The organism is Tsuneonella sp. HG094, from assembly GCF_053819285.1.
Map to the genome: position 1 here is coordinate 1,377,002 of NZ_JBSORA010000001.1, position 18,867 is coordinate 1,395,868.

At 64.9% G+C, this 18,867-nt stretch carries 22 protein-coding genes, 1 tRNA gene and 1 other RNA gene; 11 read left to right on the forward strand and 13 right to left on the reverse strand.

What is annotated here, in order from left to right:
• Positions 1-51: 51 nt before the first annotated feature.
• From ACWPMX_RS06900 to ACWPMX_RS06920, 5 genes are all read right to left on the reverse strand, one after another.
• Complete coding sequence (locus tag ACWPMX_RS06900) at positions 52-2,094, reverse strand: S46 family peptidase (protein WP_455699299.1); 2,043 nt, start codon at positions 2,092-2,094, stop codon at positions 52-54.
• Positions 2,095-2,176: 82 nt separating this feature from the next.
• An RNA gene (gene rnpB, locus ACWPMX_RS06905) (RNase P RNA component class A) lies at positions 2,177-2,574 on the reverse strand.
• Positions 2,575-2,581: 7 nt separating this feature from the next.
• Positions 2,582-3,220: an N-acetylmuramoyl-L-alanine amidase gene (locus ACWPMX_RS06910; RefSeq protein WP_455700744.1), complete on the reverse strand. Its 639-nt coding sequence runs from the start codon at positions 3,218-3,220 to the stop codon at positions 2,582-2,584.
• 72 nt (positions 3,221-3,292) lie between these two features.
• Complete coding sequence (locus ACWPMX_RS06915; RefSeq protein WP_455699300.1) at positions 3,293-3,937, reverse strand: histidine phosphotransferase family protein; 645 nt, start codon at positions 3,935-3,937, stop codon at positions 3,293-3,295.
• A gap of 130 nt (positions 3,938-4,067) precedes the next feature.
• Entirely contained in the window at positions 4,068-4,475 is a 408-nt protein-coding gene (locus ACWPMX_RS06920; RefSeq protein ID WP_455699301.1) for a Mov34/MPN/PAD-1 family protein, read from the reverse strand.
• Between the two features lie 16 nt (positions 4,476-4,491).
• On the opposite strand from ACWPMX_RS06920, the gene ACWPMX_RS06925 reads away from it, so the two are divergent.
• Together ACWPMX_RS06925 and rpoH are read left to right on the forward strand one after the other, a co-directional pair.
• The gene (locus ACWPMX_RS06925; RefSeq protein WP_455699302.1) at positions 4,492-5,436 is read left to right on the forward strand and encodes an RluA family pseudouridine synthase; all 945 of its coding nucleotides are present in this window, start codon (positions 4,492-4,494) and stop codon (positions 5,434-5,436) included.
• A 123-nt stretch (positions 5,437-5,559) separates the two neighbouring features.
• A complete protein-coding gene (gene rpoH, locus ACWPMX_RS06930; protein ID WP_455699303.1) occupies positions 5,560-6,486 on the forward strand; it encodes an RNA polymerase sigma factor RpoH in 927 nt (308 codons plus the stop codon).
• Positions 6,487-6,549: 63 nt separating this feature from the next.
• Here the strand turns inward: rpoH and ACWPMX_RS06935 are convergent, their stop codons facing one another.
• Positions 6,550-7,293: an SDR family oxidoreductase gene (locus tag ACWPMX_RS06935; protein ID WP_455699304.1), complete on the reverse strand. Its 744-nt coding sequence runs from the start codon at positions 7,291-7,293 to the stop codon at positions 6,550-6,552.
• Positions 7,294-7,401: 108 nt separating this feature from the next.
• On the opposite strand from ACWPMX_RS06935, the gene ACWPMX_RS06940 reads away from it, so the two are divergent.
• Positions 7,402-7,776: a winged helix-turn-helix transcriptional regulator gene (locus ACWPMX_RS06940; RefSeq protein WP_455699305.1), complete on the forward strand. Its 375-nt coding sequence runs from the start codon at positions 7,402-7,404 to the stop codon at positions 7,774-7,776.
• A gap of 4 nt (positions 7,777-7,780) precedes the next feature.
• Here ACWPMX_RS06940 and ACWPMX_RS06945 read toward each other — a convergent pair whose 3' ends face one another.
• Positions 7,781-8,053 carry a DUF4242 domain-containing protein gene (locus tag ACWPMX_RS06945; RefSeq protein ID WP_455699306.1) on the reverse strand — a complete coding sequence of 91 codons (273 nt, stop codon included), beginning with the start codon at positions 8,051-8,053 and terminating at the stop codon, positions 7,781-7,783.
• A gap of 76 nt (positions 8,054-8,129) precedes the next feature.
• Between ACWPMX_RS06945 and mtgA the strand changes: the two genes are divergently transcribed.
• Genes mtgA through ACWPMX_RS06965 form a run of 4 tightly spaced genes read left to right on the forward strand, consistent with a single transcriptional unit; the run spans position 8,130 to position 10,868 of the window.
• Complete coding sequence (gene mtgA / locus ACWPMX_RS06950; RefSeq protein ID WP_455700745.1) at positions 8,130-8,798, forward strand: monofunctional biosynthetic peptidoglycan transglycosylase; 669 nt, start codon at positions 8,130-8,132, stop codon at positions 8,796-8,798.
• 4 nt (positions 8,799-8,802) lie between these two features.
• Positions 8,803-9,729 (forward strand): cation diffusion facilitator family transporter, encoded by a 927-nt coding sequence (locus ACWPMX_RS06955; protein WP_455699307.1) that lies wholly within the window; start codon positions 8,803-8,805, stop codon positions 9,727-9,729.
• A gap of 10 nt (positions 9,730-9,739) precedes the next feature.
• Positions 9,740-10,237, forward strand: coding sequence for a GFA family protein (locus tag ACWPMX_RS06960; protein ID WP_455699308.1), 498 nt, complete (start codon positions 9,740-9,742; stop codon positions 10,235-10,237).
• A gap of 34 nt (positions 10,238-10,271) precedes the next feature.
• Positions 10,272-10,868, forward strand: a complete 597-nt coding sequence (locus ACWPMX_RS06965) for a hypothetical protein (RefSeq protein WP_455699309.1) — start codon at positions 10,272-10,274, stop codon at positions 10,866-10,868.
• A gap of 17 nt (positions 10,869-10,885) precedes the next feature.
• Here ACWPMX_RS06965 and clpX read toward each other — a convergent pair whose 3' ends face one another.
• From clpX to ACWPMX_RS06985, 4 genes are all read right to left on the reverse strand, one after another.
• Positions 10,886-12,154 carry an ATP-dependent Clp protease ATP-binding subunit ClpX gene (clpX, locus tag ACWPMX_RS06970; protein WP_455699310.1) on the reverse strand — a complete coding sequence of 423 codons (1,269 nt, stop codon included), beginning with the start codon at positions 12,152-12,154 and terminating at the stop codon, positions 10,886-10,888.
• A gap of 164 nt (positions 12,155-12,318) precedes the next feature.
• Positions 12,319-13,023 carry an ATP-dependent Clp protease proteolytic subunit gene (locus ACWPMX_RS06975; RefSeq protein WP_455699311.1) on the reverse strand — a complete coding sequence of 235 codons (705 nt, stop codon included), beginning with the start codon at positions 13,021-13,023 and terminating at the stop codon, positions 12,319-12,321.
• 267 nt (positions 13,024-13,290) lie between these two features.
• On the reverse strand, positions 13,291-14,847 hold the full coding sequence (gene tig, locus ACWPMX_RS06980; RefSeq protein WP_455699312.1) for a trigger factor: 1,557 nt from the start codon (positions 14,845-14,847) through the stop codon (positions 13,291-13,293).
• Between the two features lie 61 nt (positions 14,848-14,908).
• A tRNA-Leu gene (locus tag ACWPMX_RS06985) sits at positions 14,909-14,993 on the reverse strand.
• 139 nt (positions 14,994-15,132) lie between these two features.
• Between ACWPMX_RS06985 and ACWPMX_RS06990 the strand changes: the two genes are divergently transcribed.
• The gene (locus ACWPMX_RS06990; protein WP_455699313.1) at positions 15,133-15,321 is read left to right on the forward strand and encodes a hypothetical protein; all 189 of its coding nucleotides are present in this window, start codon (positions 15,133-15,135) and stop codon (positions 15,319-15,321) included.
• 40 nt (positions 15,322-15,361) lie between these two features.
• Positions 15,362-15,640: a DUF3297 family protein gene (locus tag ACWPMX_RS06995; RefSeq protein WP_455699314.1), complete on the forward strand. Its 279-nt coding sequence runs from the start codon at positions 15,362-15,364 to the stop codon at positions 15,638-15,640.
• Here the strand turns inward: ACWPMX_RS06995 and ACWPMX_RS07000 are convergent, their stop codons facing one another.
• Positions 15,641-16,402, reverse strand: coding sequence for a CHAP domain-containing protein (locus tag ACWPMX_RS07000; protein ID WP_455699315.1), 762 nt, complete (start codon positions 16,400-16,402; stop codon positions 15,641-15,643).
• A 70-nt stretch (positions 16,403-16,472) separates the two neighbouring features.
• On the opposite strand from ACWPMX_RS07000, the gene der reads away from it, so the two are divergent.
• Positions 16,473-17,870, forward strand: coding sequence for a ribosome biogenesis GTPase Der (gene der / locus ACWPMX_RS07005; protein WP_455699316.1), 1,398 nt, complete (start codon positions 16,473-16,475; stop codon positions 17,868-17,870).
• Positions 17,871-18,017: 147 nt separating this feature from the next.
• Positions 18,018-18,242, forward strand: coding sequence for a hypothetical protein (locus ACWPMX_RS07010; protein WP_455699317.1), 225 nt, complete (start codon positions 18,018-18,020; stop codon positions 18,240-18,242).
• Here ACWPMX_RS07010 and bfr read toward each other — a convergent pair.
• Positions 18,239-18,727 (reverse strand): bacterioferritin, encoded by a 489-nt coding sequence (gene bfr, locus ACWPMX_RS07015; RefSeq protein WP_455699318.1) that lies wholly within the window; start codon positions 18,725-18,727, stop codon positions 18,239-18,241. The genes ACWPMX_RS07010 and bfr overlap by 4 nt on opposite strands.
• Positions 18,728-18,867 lie beyond the last annotated feature (140 nt).

Here is an 18,867-nt window from a genome sequence, read left to right on the forward strand (position 1 = left end):
CGCCATGGCCCATGGAGAGCGGGCGCGGTGGGTTGCCGCGCCCGCGCCGACTTACTTGCCGGCCAGTTCCTTCACCAGCGCCGGCGCCGGGTAGATCTTCTCGAGCGCTTCCTGCACGGCATCGCTCGACACCACGACCGTACGGTTCAGCGTGCCGTCGTAGCCGTAATTGCCGCCTAGCGAGTGGATGTTCCCGTCGAAGGCAGCACCGATCACCGTGCCCGCACGGTCGATGACCGGCGAACCGGAGTTGCCGCCGATGATGTCGTTGGTGGTCACGAAATCGTACGTTGCCTTCGGGTCGATCTTGCCCTTCGCGGCGGTGAAGCCGGGTGCCACATCGTAGGGCGGATTGCCCGTCGCGCGGTCGAACGTGCCGCCGAGCGTCGTCTGGAACGGCACCTGCTGGCCCCGCTCGGTCCAGCCCGCCACCTTGCCGTAGCTGATGCGCAGCGTGAACGTCGCATCGGGATAGAGCGTGTCGCCATACGCCGCAAAGCGCGCGTCGGAGAGCTGACTGCCGGCAATCGCGAGCGGACCGCTGTAGGCCGCATCGACCTGCTTCTTGAGCTCGCGCTGGCGATCGGTGATGCGCAGGGCATAGACGATCATCGGATCGTCGGACGCCTTGATCGCCTTAAGCCCGCCATCCCATAGCGCCTTGCGCACGGCAGGATCGGCGAGCTTCGTGCCCGAGACGAGCGATTCGCTGAGGCCTTCGGGGCTCGCCTTGCCGAGCAGCAGCTTGGTGTCCGCGTCATCCGCGCCAAGGTACTCGCGCGCTTTCGAAAGGCTCCACTCAAGCATCAGCTTGTCGAGCCAGGGGTAGATCGGCCGATCGTCGAGCACGCGCTTCTGGGTCAGCGGCAGCGCACTGTCGGTGTAGCCGGGCAGCCGCTCGCCATTCGGCTTGTCGCGTTCCTGCGCCGCGAGCACCAAAGTCTGCGCATACCCGAGAAGGTCGCTGGACGGCTGGGTAAAGCGCTGCGCGAGGTAGAGCGAACGGTAGGCGCTGACCGCCGAATCGACCGCTGTCCACGGATCGCCGATCTTCGCGTTACCCGCGTTCTTCGCCTTCAGGTCGGCCTCGGCGGCGGCGAGCCTCCCGGTAAACGAGGGATCGTTGAGCGCCTTGGTCCGACCGATATAGACTTTCAGGCTGTTCTCTATCCCGTTGAGGGTATCAAGCCCCTCACGCTCGTGTGCCGGGCTTTCCTGCATCGCACGGATGAGACGGCCGCGCAGTTCCGAGCTGGTCGCCAGCGTGATCGGCAAGCGCACTTCACGTTCGAACGCGATCTGGCTGCCGGTCCACAGGCGGCTGGTCGAACCGGGGTTGCCGACCACGAAAGTCGCCTCCTCAGCCTTGGGCGGGCGCGGATTCCACTTGAGGTATTGCGGGGTCGCGATCGGCTTGCCGTTCTCGTATGCGCGCAGGAAGCTCGCATCCATCGAGTAGCGGGGGAAGTTGAAGTTGTCGGGGTCTCCGCCGAACGTCGCCGCACGATCCTCGGGCGCCCAGGCGAGGCGCACGTCGGAATACTTGCGGTATTTGTAGAGCTTGTACTGCCCGCCGCCGAACAGCGTGACGACCTGGCAGCGCGTTGTCGCCGTGTCGGTGCATTCGGCCTTCTCGATCGTGGCCACCTCGGCGTCGCGGGCCTTGGTCAGCGCTTCGCCCGTGAGCGCGCCCATCGCGCCCTTCACCCGCGTGGTCACATCGGTGATCGCGGTGACGACCTCGGCCTGCTGGCCGGGGCACTTGAGCTCGAGGTCCCGGCGTTCGGCGACGTACCCCTTGTTGAGATAGTCGTTTGCATCGGTCGAATTGTCGAACAGGCAGCTTGCGACGCAGTGGTGATTGGTCAGGATCAGGCCCTGCGCCGACACGAAGCTGGCCGAGCAGCCGCCGGTCAGCCGGACCGCGCCATTGCGCACCTTGTCGAGCCACGCCTGATCGGGTGCCCAGCCGTAATCGGCGCGCATCTTCGCTGCGGGGAAACCGTCGAGCGTCCACATCCCTTCCTCCGCCGATGCGGCGACCGGGGTCAGGACGACAAGTGCGGCAGAAGCAAGCAGGCCATTGCGAATCATGCGTATTCTCTCCTGGAATTCGAGCCAGCATTCCGCTGCCGAACCCGCAAAGTCCAGAAGCGGTTTCAATTGCAACGGGTGAGATGCCAGGGGGCCTGTAAGCCGGGTTCTGTCCGGCGGGCGGTATCCCGAACTTTCGCTCGAGGACCCACGCCGCCGTGGCAGCCATTCATCTGGGCCGTGCGTTGCCGCGCGGCTCAAGCAGCCAACCCGGGTCTCTCGGGACGAAACGCCCCTGCTTTCGCGCGAGACCCCTATTTGGCCTTGCTCCGGGTGGGGTTTGCCGTGCGAGCCCTGTTACCAGCGCCCCGGTGCGCTCTTACCGCACCCTTTCAGCCTTACCCGCTGATGCGGGCGGTCTACTCTCTGTGGCACTTTCCCTTCGGTTGCCCGCGGCGGGCGTTACCCGCCACCCTCGTTTCGTGGAGCCCGGACTTTCCTCGAACATCGTGAGATGCCCGCGGCTGCCCGGCCCCCTGGCAAGTCGCTACCTAGTCCGCCCTTGGTCGCGATCCAAGAGCAAACGGAACAGGATCGCGCGAACCTGTCCATCGATCTGTCCATTGATCTTTTCCGGCCGCCACCGCCGCTGGAACGCCTCGACCGCCTTGTGCCCGTCGGTCACGTCGTATCCGAACCGCTCGAGCGCGAGATAGAACGACGCGTCGTTATCAAACGGATCGCCGGCTTCCAGTCTGTCTGGGCGCGGCAGGCAGAGCTTGTATTCCGCGAGCCGGTCCCACGGAAACAGCTCGCCGGGATCGATCTTGCGCGCCGGGGCGACGTCGGAATGACCCACCACGTTCGCACGCGGTATTCCGTACTGCTTCACGATCCGCGCGAGGAGCGGGACGAGCGCGGCGAACTGCGCTTCGGAGAATTCCCGATAGCCGAGCGCATGGCCTGGATGGTCGAGCTCGATCCCGATCGAGGCAGAGTTCACGTCCGGATGCCCGCGCCAGTAGCTGACGCCGGCATGCCACGCGCGCTTGTCCTCATCGACCAGCTGAACGACCTCGCCCGCCTCGCTGATCAGGTAATGCGCGCTGACCTTCGCCTCGGCATCGCTCAGCCGCGCGATCGCGGTCTGGGCGTCGGCCATTTCGGTATAATGCAGCACGACCATGCTGATCGGCAGCTTGCGCTCATCCCAGTTGGGCGACGGGACAGTGCGATGGACCAGCTCGTCGCCCAAGAATCAGCCCTCCGGCAGGACCGCGCCGAGCACCAGCGCGTCGTCGGACAGCATGAATTGAAGGCCTCCGCCCGCCTGCTTCGCCAGCAGCGCGAGCATGTGCGCAGCGGCGGTGCGGCTCGAAAGTTCGCCCGCATCGAGCCGGTTCTCGAGTGCACGGCCGATCGACTCGTCGAACGCGATCCGCGGTCCTGCCGCGCGCACGACGATCTCGCTCGCCCTGTTGCGGCTTTCCGCGCCGATGTCGAGCGTGCCGCCGCGGACCAGCGCGTCGAGCCCGATCTGCGCGAAATTGAGCAGCACCTTCACCGCGCCCTTGGGGAGGCGGTCGGTGGTTACGCCCCAGGTCATTTCGACCCGCTTGGAGCCTCCCACCAGTGCTTCGGTCACGCTGCGCGCCTCGTCGACTGGGACGCTTTCGCCGAATCCGCCTGCCGCGCCGAACGCCAAGCGGAAGAACTTGAGCTTGTCGGCGCTAGTCTTCGCGCTTTGATCGAGCAGTTCCATGCAGCGCTGGCGCATTTCGGGGTCGCGCTCGTCGGCGAGCAGTTCGAGCCCGTTGGTCAGCGCGCCGACCGGCGAGAGCAGGTCATGGCAAAGACGCGAGCAGAGCATCGCGGCCAGATCTAGTTGAGCGGTATCGGTCATGAAAGGCGGGCGATTCCTGAAAGGTTACACAAAGTATACGCCAATGCGGCGAGGCAGCGGATTGCCGATCATGCGATCGACGAGGGGACCACTGTATCGCAGGCGGGGCAGATGGACGACATGCCTCTCCCTAACGTTCCGACCGCGTGTAGGAAAGCGGCACGAACCCGCCCGGCGTGTCGCGCCACCAGCCGACCGTTTGCCCGGAACCTTCCAGCGCAACGATAGCCCACACCCGGCCGTCACCCGTGGCGTGCGCGCGATCTGTCGCGGACGGGCTCGGCGGGCCTGCCGGATGCGAGTGCCAGTATCCTACCACTTGGGGACCGCCCGCCCGCGCCGTGCGATGCGCTTCGATCAGAGCCTGTGGGTCGATCTCGAAATGCGTGGCCGGGTCGGGATGAACGTTGGGGCACGACTGCATCCCGCCGATTCCCGCACCATCGCCCACAAGTATTCCGCACGCCTCCAACGGATACACTGCGCGCGCTGCCGCGAGCAGTTCATCGATCAGCGTGCTTGAGACTTGGAGCGTCATCGACCATCTCCCTAGCATGGGGGACAGCGAAATCATCACCGGCACGCTGCCCGGTCCCGGTCGGCTCGACAAACTGCTTGCCGAGGCAAGCGGGCTGTCGCGCGAACGCGTCAAGGCGCTGATGAGCGAGGGCGCCGTCACGGTGTCGGGCAAAGCGGCTGGCAGCGGCTCCGCGAAGGTTTCGGGCGGCGAATCCTTTGCCATTGCCCTCCCCCCGCCCGCGCCCCTCGACACCGAAGCGCAGGATATCCCGCTCGACGTCGTCTTCGAGGACGAGCACCTGATCGTCGTCAACAAACCGGCGGGCCTCGTCGTTCACCCGGCCGTCGGCAATCTCGACGGCACGCTGGTCAATGCCCTGCTGCATCACTGCGCGGGTCGGCTGTCGGGCATCAACGGCACCTTGCGACCGGGGATCGTCCACCGGATCGACAAGGATACCTCGGGGCTCCTTGTGGTCGCCAAGAGCGATGCGGCGCACGAGGGGCTGGCCCGGCAATTTGCCGATCACTCGATCGAGAGGACCTACCTCGCGGTCACCGGAGGCCAGCCGAAGCCCGCCGAGGGCACGATCGCCACGCGCATCGGTCGCTCGGACGCCAACCGCAAGAAGATGGCTGTGCTGCCCGACACCTCATCGCGCGGAAAACACGCGGTCACGCACTATAAGACGTTTCGACAGTTCGCCCATGCCGCGCTCGTGGAATGTCGCCTCGAAACGGGGCGCACGCACCAGGTGCGGGTTCACCTTGCGTCAATCGGTCATCCGCTATTGGGAGACCCTGTGTACGGACGCACCCCCGCGCCGCTCCGCGCGCTCCTCGCGGACATCGGTTTCCACCGTCAGGCGCTGCATGCGGCCAGCCTCGGCTTCAATCATCCCGTCACGGGCGAACGCCTCGCCTTTGCCGTGAAACTGCCCGCCGACATGGCGGAACTAATCGACCAAGTTGCACATTGAAATCGACGAAAAGCACTCGAAAGGTCGGAGTGCCAGCTATATATACCACGGAGCGTGCCCCGCCCGACGGATGCCCATACGGGGTCCCGATAACGAGGGCGACGCAGGAAAGGTCAGGGTAAAGTGAGTAATTCCAGTAAATTGTCGGTCCCTGCGCTGGGCGGTGAGCAGAGCCTCAACCGCTACCTGGCGGAGATCAAGAAATTCCCGATTCTGACGCCCGAGCAGGAATATATGCTCGCGAAGCGCTATGCCGAGCACGAGGACCCCGAAGCGGCGGCCCAGCTCGTCACCAGCCACCTGCGGCTCGTGGCCAAGATCGCCATGGGCTACCGCGGCTACGGCCTGCCGGTCAGCGACCTCATTTCAGAGGGCAACGTCGGCCTGATGCAGGGCGTCAAGAAGTTCGAACCCGATCGCGGATTCCGCCTCGCGACCTACGCGATGTGGTGGATCAAGGCGTCGATCCAGGAATTCATCCTCCGCTCGTGGTCCCTCGTGAAGATGGGCACCACCGCGGCGCAGAAGAAGTTGTTCTTCAACTTGCGGCGGATGAAGAAGGAGCTCGAAGCCTACGAGGACGCGGACCTCCATCCCGACGACGTGACCAAGATCGCGACCGACCTCGGCGTGCCCGAACAGGAAGTGATCAACATGAACCGCCGCATGATGATGGGCGGCGACGGGTCGCTCAACGTCACCATGCGCGGAGCCGAGGAAGGCTCGGGCGAATGGCAGGACTGGCTGCAGGACGACCGTCCGCTCCAGGACGAGACCACCGCCGAGGTCGAGGAAGCGACAATGCGTCACGAGATGCTCGTGGAAGCGATGGACAGCCTCAACGATCGCGAGAAGCACATCCTCACCGAACGGCGCCTGACGGACGACCCGCAGACGCTGGAGGAACTGTCGCAGCACTACGACGTCAGCCGCGAACGCATCCGCCAGATCGAGGTGCGCGCGTTCGAGAAGCTCCAGAAGGCGATGCAGCGCATCGCCGGCGAGCGGCTTGCCCCGGCGGGCAGCATCGCGGCGCTCGCCGCGGGCTAAGGTCCCGACAGCAGACAAACGAAAGGGGCGCGTCCTGCCCGGCGCGCCCCTTTTCTTGTCGGGTCAGAAGACGCTAGTCATCTTCAACGCGTCGGAGAAACGTCCTTCCTGCTCCGCGTTGCGCAAGAACTTCACATTGTTGGTGAGCACTTCCTCGGGCGTCGCGTCCATCGCGAACTGTGCCATCGTCTCCTCGATGAACGCATCGAGCGGCATGTAGCCCTCGCGGGTCGACTGGCCGGGGGTCAGTTCGGTCCGGACCGCAGGGGGAGCGATTTCGATTACTTCGACCGAACCAGCCAGCTTGGCGCGCAGCGAAACGGTATAGCTGTGAAGCGCCGCCTTGGTCGCCGAATAAGTCGCGGTCTTCGGCATCGGCACGAAGGCGAGGCCGGAGGTGACGTTGATGATCGCGGCGCCTTCCTGCGAGTTGAGATGATCGACCAGCGCATCGATGAGCCGGATCGGGCCGAGGAGATTGGTGGCGATCGTGTCCTCGGCATCTGCGAGGTTGCGCGCGGTCGTGACGTCCTCGTACCGCATGACGCCGGCGTTGTTCACCAGAACGTTGAGTGCGGGGAAGCGCGCCACCACCTCGGTCGCAAATCGCGTGATATCGGGGGCATCGCCGGCGTCGAAAGTCATCGCGTGGAAGCCCCCCGCGCCGCCGGTGGTCTCTTCGAGGTTCGCGGCATTTCGTCCCGCGACGATCACCGTGTTGCCGTGTGCGTGCCACCACCGCGCCATTTCGCGGCCGATGCCGCTGCCGCCGCCGGTGACAAGGATCGTGTTTCCGCTGGTTTTCATGGGGTCAGTTCTCCGCGAGCTTGATTGCCCGATGAGCGCGAGTTAAGTGCAATACTCTCTTTTGGAAAGTAGGCACCTTTTCGTGCTATACTCACCCGTGGGTAACCAATGAGCGAAGCAACGACGAGTTACAGCGACGACCCCGAAGTCGACCGCTTGGTCAACGAGACGATCGGTCGCGTCGCCGACCGCTGGACGTTCCTGTTGATCGAGGCGCTTGAGGAAGGCGGCACAGTGCGGTTCAGCGCACTCGGACGTTCGGTGCCGGGAATCAGCCAGAAGATGCTGACCCAGACGCTCCGCGCGATGGAGCGCGACGGGCTGGTCTCGCGCACAGTCCACCCGGAAGTGCCGCCGCGCGTCGAGTATGCTCTCACACCCGTCGGGCACGAACTGGCCGAAGCGTTCTGCCCCGTTTGGTCCTGGGCGGAACGGAACCTCGCCTTGATCGGAAAGGCACGCGCTGCCTACGACGCGCGCTAGGCCGTCACTCGGCCGTGGTTGGGTCTATCACGCTCCGAACCTGCGCAACGCTGTTCGCGGGAAAACCCGCTGTCTCGGCATGCTGGCGGATGAGGTCGGCACTCGGCGCGCGGTAGATACAGTAGATCTTGTCGTCGGTGACGTAGCTGTGCACCCACTGGATGTCCGGCCCGAGGTCGCGCAGCACGCTGCACGACTGCTGCGAGGCGCCCTGCAGGTCGCTCGCTCCAAGACCGCCCACTCCGGGCATTTCGCGTTCGATGACGAATTGCGGCACGCTCGATCTCCCAATCTGCGAAGCGCGCAATGTGCGCCGCTTGATCGGGCGAGTCGATACCCCTAGCAAGCGGGCAATGTTGTGGTTCGCCAAGCTGGTCGCCAAGGTCGCCGTCGGTTTCGTGGTGCTCAGCCTGGCGCTGGTGCTGCTCTTCCGTTTCGTGCCGGTGTTCTACACCGCGACCATGCTGATGGACCCCAACCCGGTGACCCGGAACTGGGAGCCTCTGTCGAGCATCGACCGCAACATGGTCTCCGCGGTCATCGCGGCCGAGGACGGCAAGTTCTGCAGCCACGATGGGTTCGACCGCGAGGCAATCGAGCAGGCCATCCAGCGCAACATGGAGGGCGGGCGCATCCGCGGTGGCTCCACGATCAGCCAGCAGACCGCCAAGAACGTCTTCCTGTGGCAAGGCGGCGGCTACATCCGCAAGGGGTTCGAGGCGTGGTTCACGTTCCTCATCGAGAATCTGTGGGGCAAGCGGCGGATCATGGAGGTCTACCTGAATGTCGCCGAGACCGGGATCGGCACCTATGGCGTCGAGGAAGGGTCGCTGCGCTACTTCCGCCATTCAGCCGACCACCTGACTCGCACCGAAGCGGCCCGCATGGCCGCTGCCTTGCCCCTGCCCAAGAAGCGCTCGGTGTCCAATCCGAGCGGTTTTACCCGCCGCTATGGCAATACGATCGCGGCCCGAATCGGTGTGGTCCGGCGCGACGGCCTCGACGCCTGCGTCTACGAGTAAGGCAATGGGCGCGGGGCACGATCATTCCCACGGACACAGTCACGGGCATTCGCATGGCCCGGTAAACCACGGCCCGGCGTTCGCGATCGGGGTGTTCCTCAATCTCGCCTTCGTGGGGATCGAGGCGGTCGCCGGGTTCCTGTCGGGCTCGATGGCGCTGATTGCGGACGCGGGCCACAACGTCAGCGACGTGCTCAGCCTCGCCCTTGCATGGGGCGCGAGCGTCCTTGCCAAGCGGCCACCCGCCGGGCGCTATACCTACGGTTTCAAGAGTTCGACGATCCTCGCCGCGCTCGCCAACGCCGGGCTGCTGCTGGTGGCGATCGGAGGCATCGCGCTCGAGACCATAAACCGCATGAGCGCGCCTCCCGTGGTCGAGGGGCGGACGATGATGATCGTCGCGGGCATCGGCATCCTGATCAACGCGGGAACCGCCATGCTGTTCGCCCGCGGCCGCAAGCACGACATCAACATCCGCGGCGCCTTCCTGCACATGGCGGCCGATGCCCTCGTGAGCCTCGGTGTGGTCGTCGCGGGCGGCGTGATCCTGCTGACGGGCGCGCGCTGGATCGACCCGCTCACCAGCCTTGCAATCGTAATCGTGATTGCCTGGGGCACCTGGGGCCTGCTCAAGGACAGCGTGAAGCTGGGCCTGAACGCGGTTCCCGGGCACATCGACGAAGCCGCGGTGCGCCGCCATCTCGCCACCCTCCCCGGTGTGACGGCGGTCCACGACCTCCACATCTGGCCGATGAGCACGACCGAGGCCGCCCTGACCGCGCATCTCGTGATCCCCGCCGGTCACCCGGGAGACGCATTCCTGCGCACTCTGGCGCACGACCTCGAGCATCACCACGGTATCGGCCACGCGACGGTGCAGGTGGAAACGGGCACCGCCGATTGCGAACTGGACGGGGATGCGCATCCATAGGAGGCAGTCGATGGGAGAGGTCATTCGCGAGGGCGGCTGCGGCTGCGGCAAGGTGCGATACCGCGCGATCGGCGAGCCGATTTTCGTCAACAACTGCCATTGCCGAAAGTGCCAGCAGCAGACCGGTTCGACCAGCGTGGTCAACGCATTCTACGAAAGTGAACGGATCGAACTGGTCGATGGCGAACTCAGCGAGCACGTCGTAACAACCGGCAGCGGCGGTCCCCACGTCATCTGCCGCTGCGCCGCCTGCGGCAGCGCGTTGTGGAGTCGTTATCCGCGCCTCGGTACGCTCGGGCTCGGGCTGAGGGTCGGCACACTGGACGACCCCGGTTCGCTGACGCCCGACGCGGTCATTTTCACCGAGAGCAAGATGCCTTGGGTCGCCCTGCCTGATGGCATTCCGGCGTTCGAGACAATCTACAACCCGTTCGAGTTGTTGCCTCCGGAACGCTCGGCGCGGTTGCAGAATCTGGTCGACCGCCGGAAGGCAGGCGAAGGCGGGTAACCCCGCCTTAGGCTGTCGAAGCTAACCCGGCCACATGACCGACTGGTATCGCAACGAAGACTGGTCCGATGCCATCGCCGCCGATTTCGAGCGACGCCTCGCCCGGTCGCGCCACCAGAAGGCGCAGAATCTCTCGCTGCAGGGCTATCACCTCATCCCGCGCCACCCGGACGTGGCGCGCGAACTCCTCGTCCGTGCTGTCGAGATCGGTGACGTTTTCGAGACCCCGCGGGCGCTTGGCTTCCTTGCGACGGCGCATCTTGCGTTAGGCGCAGTCGATGATGCTCTCGTTGCCTTTGAGCGCGCGATGGAACTCCAGGTCGCGAATCCCCGGATCATTGCCGTCCAGCCCGCGGATTATATGTTCTTGGTCGGTGTCTTCGATCGCGCGGACCGACTCGAAATGGCGGAACCGATCGCGGATACCCTGCCCGATGACGGCCTCTTCGGACCGGACCCTCAGGTCTACTCGGGAAAGGCGCTCGTCTATCAACTCGCTGGTCGAACGGATGACGCACGACGGTACGCCGCTCTGGCGCTACCGTTGATGGAGGATATGCCCGACGTAACCGCGCTGGGCGTCGACATCGGCGAGCTGCGCAGCAGGTTGCAGGAACTGTCCGGAGGCTGATGCTCCGGAAGAGGCGATCAGGCCGCCTCTTCCTTCTTGCCCTTCTTGTTGTTGATCACGCGGACCGGGTCCTTGCGACCTTCGACCACGTCCTTGTCGACGACGATCTCGGTCACCCCGTCCATGTCGGGCAGGTCGAACATCGTGTCGAGCAGGATGCCTTCCACGATCGAGCGGAGTCCGCGCGCGCCGGTCTTGCGCTGGATCGCCTTCTCGGCGACCGCCTTGAGTGCGTCCTCGGTGAAGGTCAGTTCGACGTCTTCCAGCTCGAACAGCTTTTGGTACTGCTTGACCAGCGCGTTCTTTGGCTCGTTGAGGATCTGCACCAGTGCCGCCACGTCGAGATCGTTAAGCGTGGCGATTACCGGCAGGCGGCCGACGAATTCGGGGATCAGCCCGAACTTGAGCAGGTCTTCCGGCTCGCACTTCTGGAGCAGTTCGCCCACGCGGCGCTTGTCAGGGTCGGCAACGTGCGCGCCGAAGCCGATCGAACGCTTCTGCAAGCGGTCGGCGATGATCTTCTCGAGGCCCGCGAAAGCGCCGCCGCAGATGAACAGGATGTTCGTCGTGTCTACCTGCAGGAATTCCTGCTGCGGATGCTTGCGGCCGCCCTGCGGCGGGACGGAGGCGGTGGTGCCTTCCATCAGCTTGAGCAGCGCCTGCTGAACGCCCTCGCCCGACACGTCGCGCGTGATCGAGGGGTTTTCGGCCTTGCGCGTGATCTTGTCGATTTCGTCGATGTAGACGATCCCGTGCTGCGCCTTCTCGACGTTGTAGTCGCTGGCCTGCAGCAGCTTGAGAATGATGTTCTCCACATCCTCGCCCACGTAGCCCGCTTCGGTCAGCGTGGTGGCGTCGGCCATCGTGAACGGCACGTCGAACGTGCGCGCCAGCGTCTGCGCCAGCAGCGTCTTGCCCGAACCGGTCGGCCCGACCAGGAGGATGTTCGACTTCGCGAGCTCGACCTCGCCCGACTTGCCGCTATGCTTCAGTCGCTTGTAGTGGTTATGCACCGCGACCGAGAGCACGCGTTTCGCGCGGTCTTGGCCGATCACGTAGTCGTTGAGGGTGGTGAAGATGTCGAGCGGCGTCGGAACGTCGCCTTCCTTGCGACCCGCAAGGCCTGCCTTCGTCTCTTCCCGGATGATGTCGTTGCAGAGTTCAACGCACTCGTCGCAGATGAACACGGTCGGTCCTGCGATGAGCTTGCGTACCTCGTGCTGCGACTTCCCGCAGAAGCTGCAGTAGAGGGTGCTTTTGGAGTCGGTTCCGCTCAACTTGGTCATATCCTGGCTTTCGAAGCCCGTTCGGGATTCGCCGACCCTAAGGCCGGATTTGCGATAATCAACTGGAAGCGCCTAGCCTATCCGCCCTTGCGGCAAGCTGAAGCGGCAAGGTTGCCGAAATGCTACGCCCGTGTCCCGCAGCGGGATTGGGGCGCCGCAACGGCTTACTCCGGGGCCCCGCCAGACCCTTCCGCATCTCCGGCGGCTTCGGATTCAGGCCGCGTTTCGAAGACCTTGTCGACGATGCCGAAGGCCATCGCCTCGTCCGCTTCGAGGAAGGTATCGCGGTCCATCGCCTTTTCGATCTCTTCCAGCGTCTTGCCGGTGTACTTGGCGTAGAGGCCGTTCAGGCGCTTGCGCATCCGCAGGATTTCACGCGCCTGGATCTCGATATCGGAGGCCATGCCGCGCGCGCCGCCGGACGGCTGATGGACCATGATGCGGGCGTTCGGCAGCGCGATGCGCATGCCGGGCTCGCCCGCCGCGAGGAGGAAACTGCCCATCGAGGCGGCCTGCCCCACGCACACGGTCGAAACGCGCGGCTTGATGTACTGCATGGTGTCGTGGATCGCGAGGCCCGCGGTGACCACGCCGCCCGGCGAGTTGATGTACATGCTGATCGGCTTCGACGGGTTCTCGCTTTCGAGAAACAGCAACTGCGCCACGATCAGCGAAGCCATGTTGTCCTCGACCTGGTCGGTCACAAACACGATGCGTTCGCGCAAGAGGCGGCTGAAGATGTCGAAGCTTCGCTCACCCCGGCTCGTCTGCTCGACCACCACCGGCACCAGCGCGCCGGTCACGGGATCGCGGGCGAACTTGCCCTGGCTGCCGTAGGTTTCGCCGTAGCCGCCCAACACGTCGATCATGGAAATGTCCGTCCTTTGAATTCTTGTCCGGACCTATGTCGCGAGTGGGCCAACGATGTTCAAGGGGATTAACCCTTCACCCGGACCAAGCTGGACACGAAGCTGGGGATTGACGCGTATGGCGGCAGTGCCACGCTGCATGGATGGCCTGCTCGGCCCGCGCGCAGCTTGCCCCACTCTCCTTCACCATGCCTGTGTGCCGGTACCACTGGTGAAGGCCGGAGACCGGACCGGCGCACTGCGGCGCCCGGTCCGGCCCGGTTCGACTTACTTCTTGGCAGCAGCCTTCTTCGCCGGGGCTTTCTTGGCAGCCGGTTTCTCTTCGGCGGGAGCCGCAGCCTTCTTGGCGGGTGCCTTCTTCGCAGCCGGCTTCTCTTCGGCCGGAGCTTCGTCCTTCTTGGCGGGAGCCTTCGTCGGCGCAGCCTCGGCCTTGTCGGCCTTCTCGGCCTTCTTGCCAGGAGCCTTCTTGCCCTTCGCCGGTGCGGCCGTGGCGGTCTCTTCCGCCTCGATTGCGGCCTGAAGCTCGTCGCGGGTCACTTCACGCTCCGATACCTCGGCCTTGTCGAACAGGAAGTCGACGACCTTGTCCTCGTACAGCGGCGCGCGCAGCTGGGCGGCGGCCATATCGTTGGTGCGGATGATCTCCATGAACCGGTCGCGGTCTTCCGGACGGTACTGCTGGGCGGCCTGCTGGACGAGCATGCTCATTTCCTGCTGGGTGACCTGCACACCATTGGCCTGGCCGATCTCCGACAGCAGCAGGCCAAGGCGAACGCGGCGCTCCGCGATGGCGCGGTAATCGTCCTTTTCGGCCTCGATTTCCTTCATCGCATCGGCCGGGTTTTCGTCCTGCGCCGCTTCCTGCTGGAGCTGGGCCCAGATCTGCTCGAACTCGGCGTCGACCATCGTCTGCGGTACGGCAAAGTCGTGGCCGGCGGCGAGCGTGTCGAGCAGCTGGCGCTTCATCGCGGTGCGGGTGAGCCCGCCGAGTTCCTGCTCGAGCTGGCCCTTGAGCAGGCCGCGGAGCTGTTCGAGGCTTTCGAGGCCGAGCGACTTGGCAAAGTCCTCGTCCACGGTGGTTTCGTCCTCGACCTGCACCTTGTGCACGTGGATCGCGAACTGGGCGTCCTTGCCGGCGAGTTCCTTGGCCGGATAGTCGGCCGGGAAAGTCACGGTGATGGTCTTGTCGTCGCCCGCCTTGGCACCGGCGAGCTGCTCCTCGAAGCCGGGAATGAAGCGGCCCGCGCCGATGATCAGCGGAGTTTCTTCGGCCTTGCCGCCGTCGAATTCGACGCCGTCGATCGAGCCGGTGAAGTCGATGATGAGCTGGTCGCCATCGGCCGCCTTTTTCGTCTTGGGCGCGTCCTTCCAGCTCTTCTGCTGCTTGGCGATATTGCCGACCGCCTCGTCGACCTCGCTTTCGCTGACCGGAACGGTCAGCTTCTCGAGCTTCAGGCCGTCGGTCGAGGGCGCGGCGATCTCGGGCAGGACTTCGAGCTCGACGTCGAGCGTGGCGTCCTTGCCTTCGGCGTAGCCGTCACCCAGCTCGACGCGCGGCTGCATCGCCGGACGCAGCTTCTTGTCCTTCAGCAGCGAATCGACCGCGCCCTGGATCTGCTCGTTGACGACCTGGCCGTGGATCGCTTCGCCGTGCATCTTGCGCACGAGGTTGGCGGGCACCTTGCCGGGGCGGAAGCCGGGCATGCGCACCTGCGGAGCGATCTTCTTGACCTCGGCGCCGATCGCGGCGTCGATGTCCTTGGCCGTGATGGTCACCCGGTAAGCGCGGCGCAGGCCTTCGTTGGTCGTCTCTTCGATCTTCATGGGAGGTCGTAAGCCTTTGTAAAACGTCAATCTCGTGATCGCTCGGGACCGGGGCGGCGGCTGGTGCGGGCGAAGGGACTCGAACCCCCACATCTCTCGATGCCAGAACCTAAATCTGGTGCGTCTACCAATTCCGCCACGCCCGCAAACCCGAACGAAGCCGCACGGGCGGGATGCCCCGTCCGCGAACAGGGGTGCGCCGTTACAGCGCGCGGACGGAAAGGGCAAGCGGGGGAACATCGCCGCCCCACGGACCGTTGGCTGCATGACACGAAAGGATGCCCGATGGCCTCGAACCCCGAAATCCAGCCCGACCCCGGCCCCGACACGATCGACCCCGTGGCGCCGCCCGAAACCCCGCCGGTGATCCCACCTGCGGAAGACCCCGTGCGCCAGCCCGACGAGGTCAATCCCGTCCCGCCCGATATCGCCGCGCCGAACCAGCAACCGGTGGAAATGCCTCCGCCCGACTGACCTTGCCCGCAGCGGAGTGCGCGACTAAAGGCGCTGCCCCATGAGCGACGAGAAAAGCCAGACCCCGCCCGACCGCCTTTCGGTCAACCCGCGCAACCCGCATTTCGATCAGTCGGTGCTGGAGCGCGGGATCGGAATCCGGTTCAAGGACCGCGTCCGCACCGATGTCGAGGAGTACTGCATCTCCGAAGGCTGGATACGCGTGCAAGCCGGCAAGACGATGGACCGCAAGGGCCAGCCGTTGACGCTCAAGCTCAACGGCCCTGTCGAAGCCTGGTTCGAAGATCTCGGCGACGAGCCGCCGATCTCGAAAGCCTGATCAGTTGGCGTAGCGCGCGAGCGCTGCGTCGATCGCATCGCGAGGGCGCGCGGGCGACGCCTGCGCCATCCGGCGGGGCTGCGCGATCCCGGTCGGCGCCGCGCGTATCGAGGGTGCGGCGGCGAGTTGCGGTTCTCCGAAGCCCGCAAAAGCCTTAGAAAACGCCTTCGACGGATTTGGTGAGGCAGACGGCGCGTAACTCGCACTTGCGAGTACCCGCGATCCGCCAAGCGGCGCACCGCTGTCTCGCTCACCGTAGATGAACCCTTCGACCGGCCAGGCGGTCGTACCGAGATCGCCCAAGGGCGCATACCACACTCGCACTTGCGTCCAGTCGTTCGCGGGCGAGACGTCGATGGCCCGCACCCCGCGCTCGATCTGGCCGCGACGGCCGTTGATCGGCGACCAGTTGGCGTGGTCGAGCAGCACGGTGCGGCTGTCGATCACCTTGCTCACCGCGGCAACATGACCCAGCACCATGCTACCCGTCGGACGAAAGGTCATCACCGCGCCAGGCCTGGGCGTGTTTCCGCGCTTGTAGCGCCCGGCGGCCTGGTTCCACCAAGTCCGCGCATCGCCGAAAATCTGGACGCCCGACCGTTCGCGGGCATAGGGTACGCACTGAAGGTACGGCGCAAGCTCAGTGCCGTCGATCGCGTTCGCGACATCCGCGCTGTCGGCCCGGGCAACGCCCGGGGCAGTGGCCGCAAGCACAGCGGCAAGGATTCCCAACCGTCCCCACATGGGCTTGTGGATGGCCAATGAGGGTTAATTTGCCGTTACGCCGCTTGCCAAGCGCGCCGCCAGCGGCCACCTCCCGCGCGAAAGATCCATGAAACCGCAAGTCATCATCATCGGCCGACCCAACGTCGGCAAGTCGACGCTGTTCAACCGCCTCGTCGGCAAGAAGCTCGCGCTGGTCGACGACCAGCCTGGGGTAACCCGCGATCGCCGCTTCGGAGACGCGGTGATCGCCGGGCTCGAGTTCACGATCGTCGATACGGCGGGGTGGGAAGACGAGGACGCCGAATCGCTCCCCGGCCGGATGCGGAAGCAGACCGAGGTCAGCGTCGAAGGCGCGGACGCCGCATTGTTCGTGATCGATGCGCGCGCCGGCCTGACACCCCTCGACGAGGAAATCGCCCGCTGGCTGCGCACGCAGGAAATTCCCGTCGTGGCGGTTGCCAACAAGGCCGAGGGCCGCGCGGGTGACGGGGGGCTGTACGAAGCCTTCTCGCTCGGCTTCGGTGAACCGGTGGCCCTGTCGGCGGAGCACGGCGAGGGCGTGGCCGATTTGTTCGACGCGCTCTATCCGATCATCGGCGCATCGGAAGACGAACGCGATGCGTCCGAACGGGCCGGCGAGGTCGATCCCGAAGATGAAGCGCTCGGCCCGCTCAAGCTCGCGATCGTAGGTCGCCCGAATGCCGGCAAGTCCACGCTCATCAACCGGCTGCTGGGAGAAGATCGCCTGCTGACCGGGCCCGAAGCGGGCATTACGCGCGATTCCATCGCGGTCGATTGGCAGTGGACCGATCCCGAGGGCGAAGTGCGCGACATTCGCCTGATCGATACCGCCGGTATGCGCAAGCGCGCGGTCGTGGTCGACAAGCTGGAAAAACTGTCCGTCGCCGATGCCAAGCGAGCGGTCGATTTTGCCGAGGTCGTGGTGCTTCTGCTCGATGCCACGCGCGGCCTCGAGCATCAGGATCTCAAGATCGCGGCCCACGTGATCGAGGAAGGTCGCGCATTGATGATCGCGATCAATAAGTGGGACCTGGCGGGCAGCGAGGAAGTGGGCGATGCCAGTCGCCTGTTCAACGGCATCCGGGGCGCGCTCGAGGATGGATTGTCCCAGGTGAAAGGCCTGTCGCTGTTCGCGGTCAGCGCGAAGACGGGCAAGGGCCTCGACCAGATGCTCAAGGCGGCTTTCGAAATCCGCGAAGCATGGTCGAAGCGCGTCCCGACTTCCGCGCTCAACCGCTGGTTCGACGATGCGTTGGAGGCCAATCCGCCACCCGCGCCGAAGGGCAAACGGATCAAGCTGCGTTACATCACCCAAGCCGGGACCCGCCCGCCGCGATTCGTGATCTTCGGGACCCGTCTCGACATGCTGCCCAAGAGCTATGAGCGATACCTGGTCAACAGCATCCGCAAGGAACTGGGATTTGACGCCGTGCCAGTGCGGGTGGTGCTCAAGGCACCGAAGAACCCCTATTCAAAGGACTGACGGGCCGTTCGGCTGCAGATTCGCAACGTCGTAAACACGCCCCGACTGGTCCGGTTAGCGTCGCCGTTGTCGTGATACTGCCACAGGCTTGCGCTATTCAGTCCTTGTTGGGCGCGATTTCCTGCGCCCGCTGGACAGGAGGCCGCGATGAGCGACTTTTCGGTGCTGATCACTCCGCCGGGCCCCGGAACTGCCGGGATCGAGCCGCTGGAGTTTGCCACCCCGGACATGGCGACCTCGCTCGTCGTGGCAGACCTGAACCTCGACGGCGGAACGGCTGAAGTGCGCCGCGACGGCTTGCTCGTGGCGACCCTCAAGAAGCTCGGTGAAGAGGGATCGCCGGTCTGGATCGTCAACCAGAAAGCGGATTAGTCGGCGCCCTCGCCCGCCGGCGCGCTCTGCAACTGGACGTAGTTGGCCAGGCCCATCCGCTCGATCATCTCGAATTGCGTTTCGAGGAAGTCGACGTGCTCTTCCTCGCTTTCGAGGATGCGTTCGAAGATCTCGCGGCTGACGTAATCGCGAACGCCTTCGCAGTGCGCAATCGCCTCCTTGAGCAGCGGTATCGCTTCCATCTCGAGCGCGAGGTCGGCCTTGAGGATTTCCTCGACCGTCTCGCCGACCTTTAACCGGTTGATCGCCTGGAAGTTGGGCAGCCCGTCGAGGAACAGCACACGCTCGGCGAGCACATCGGCGTGCTTCATCTCGTCGATCGACTCGTGCCGTTCGTACTCGGCAAGCTTGCAAATGCCCCAGTGGTTCAGGACGCGGTAGTGCAGCCAGTACTGGTTGATCGCCGTGAGTTCGTTGGTGAGCGCCTGGTTGAGGAACTCGATGACGGTCTGATCGCCCTTCACGGCTTTGATCCTTTTCACGCGGAGGCTGAGTTATGGGCCTTCGGCACCGGTGCAGCAAGGCGAAACCCGGTCGAAAGTCGCAGAATTCGGCCCTTTGCGATTGCCTCGCAAGGTCAGGCTGCAAACGGGATGCTCGCCAG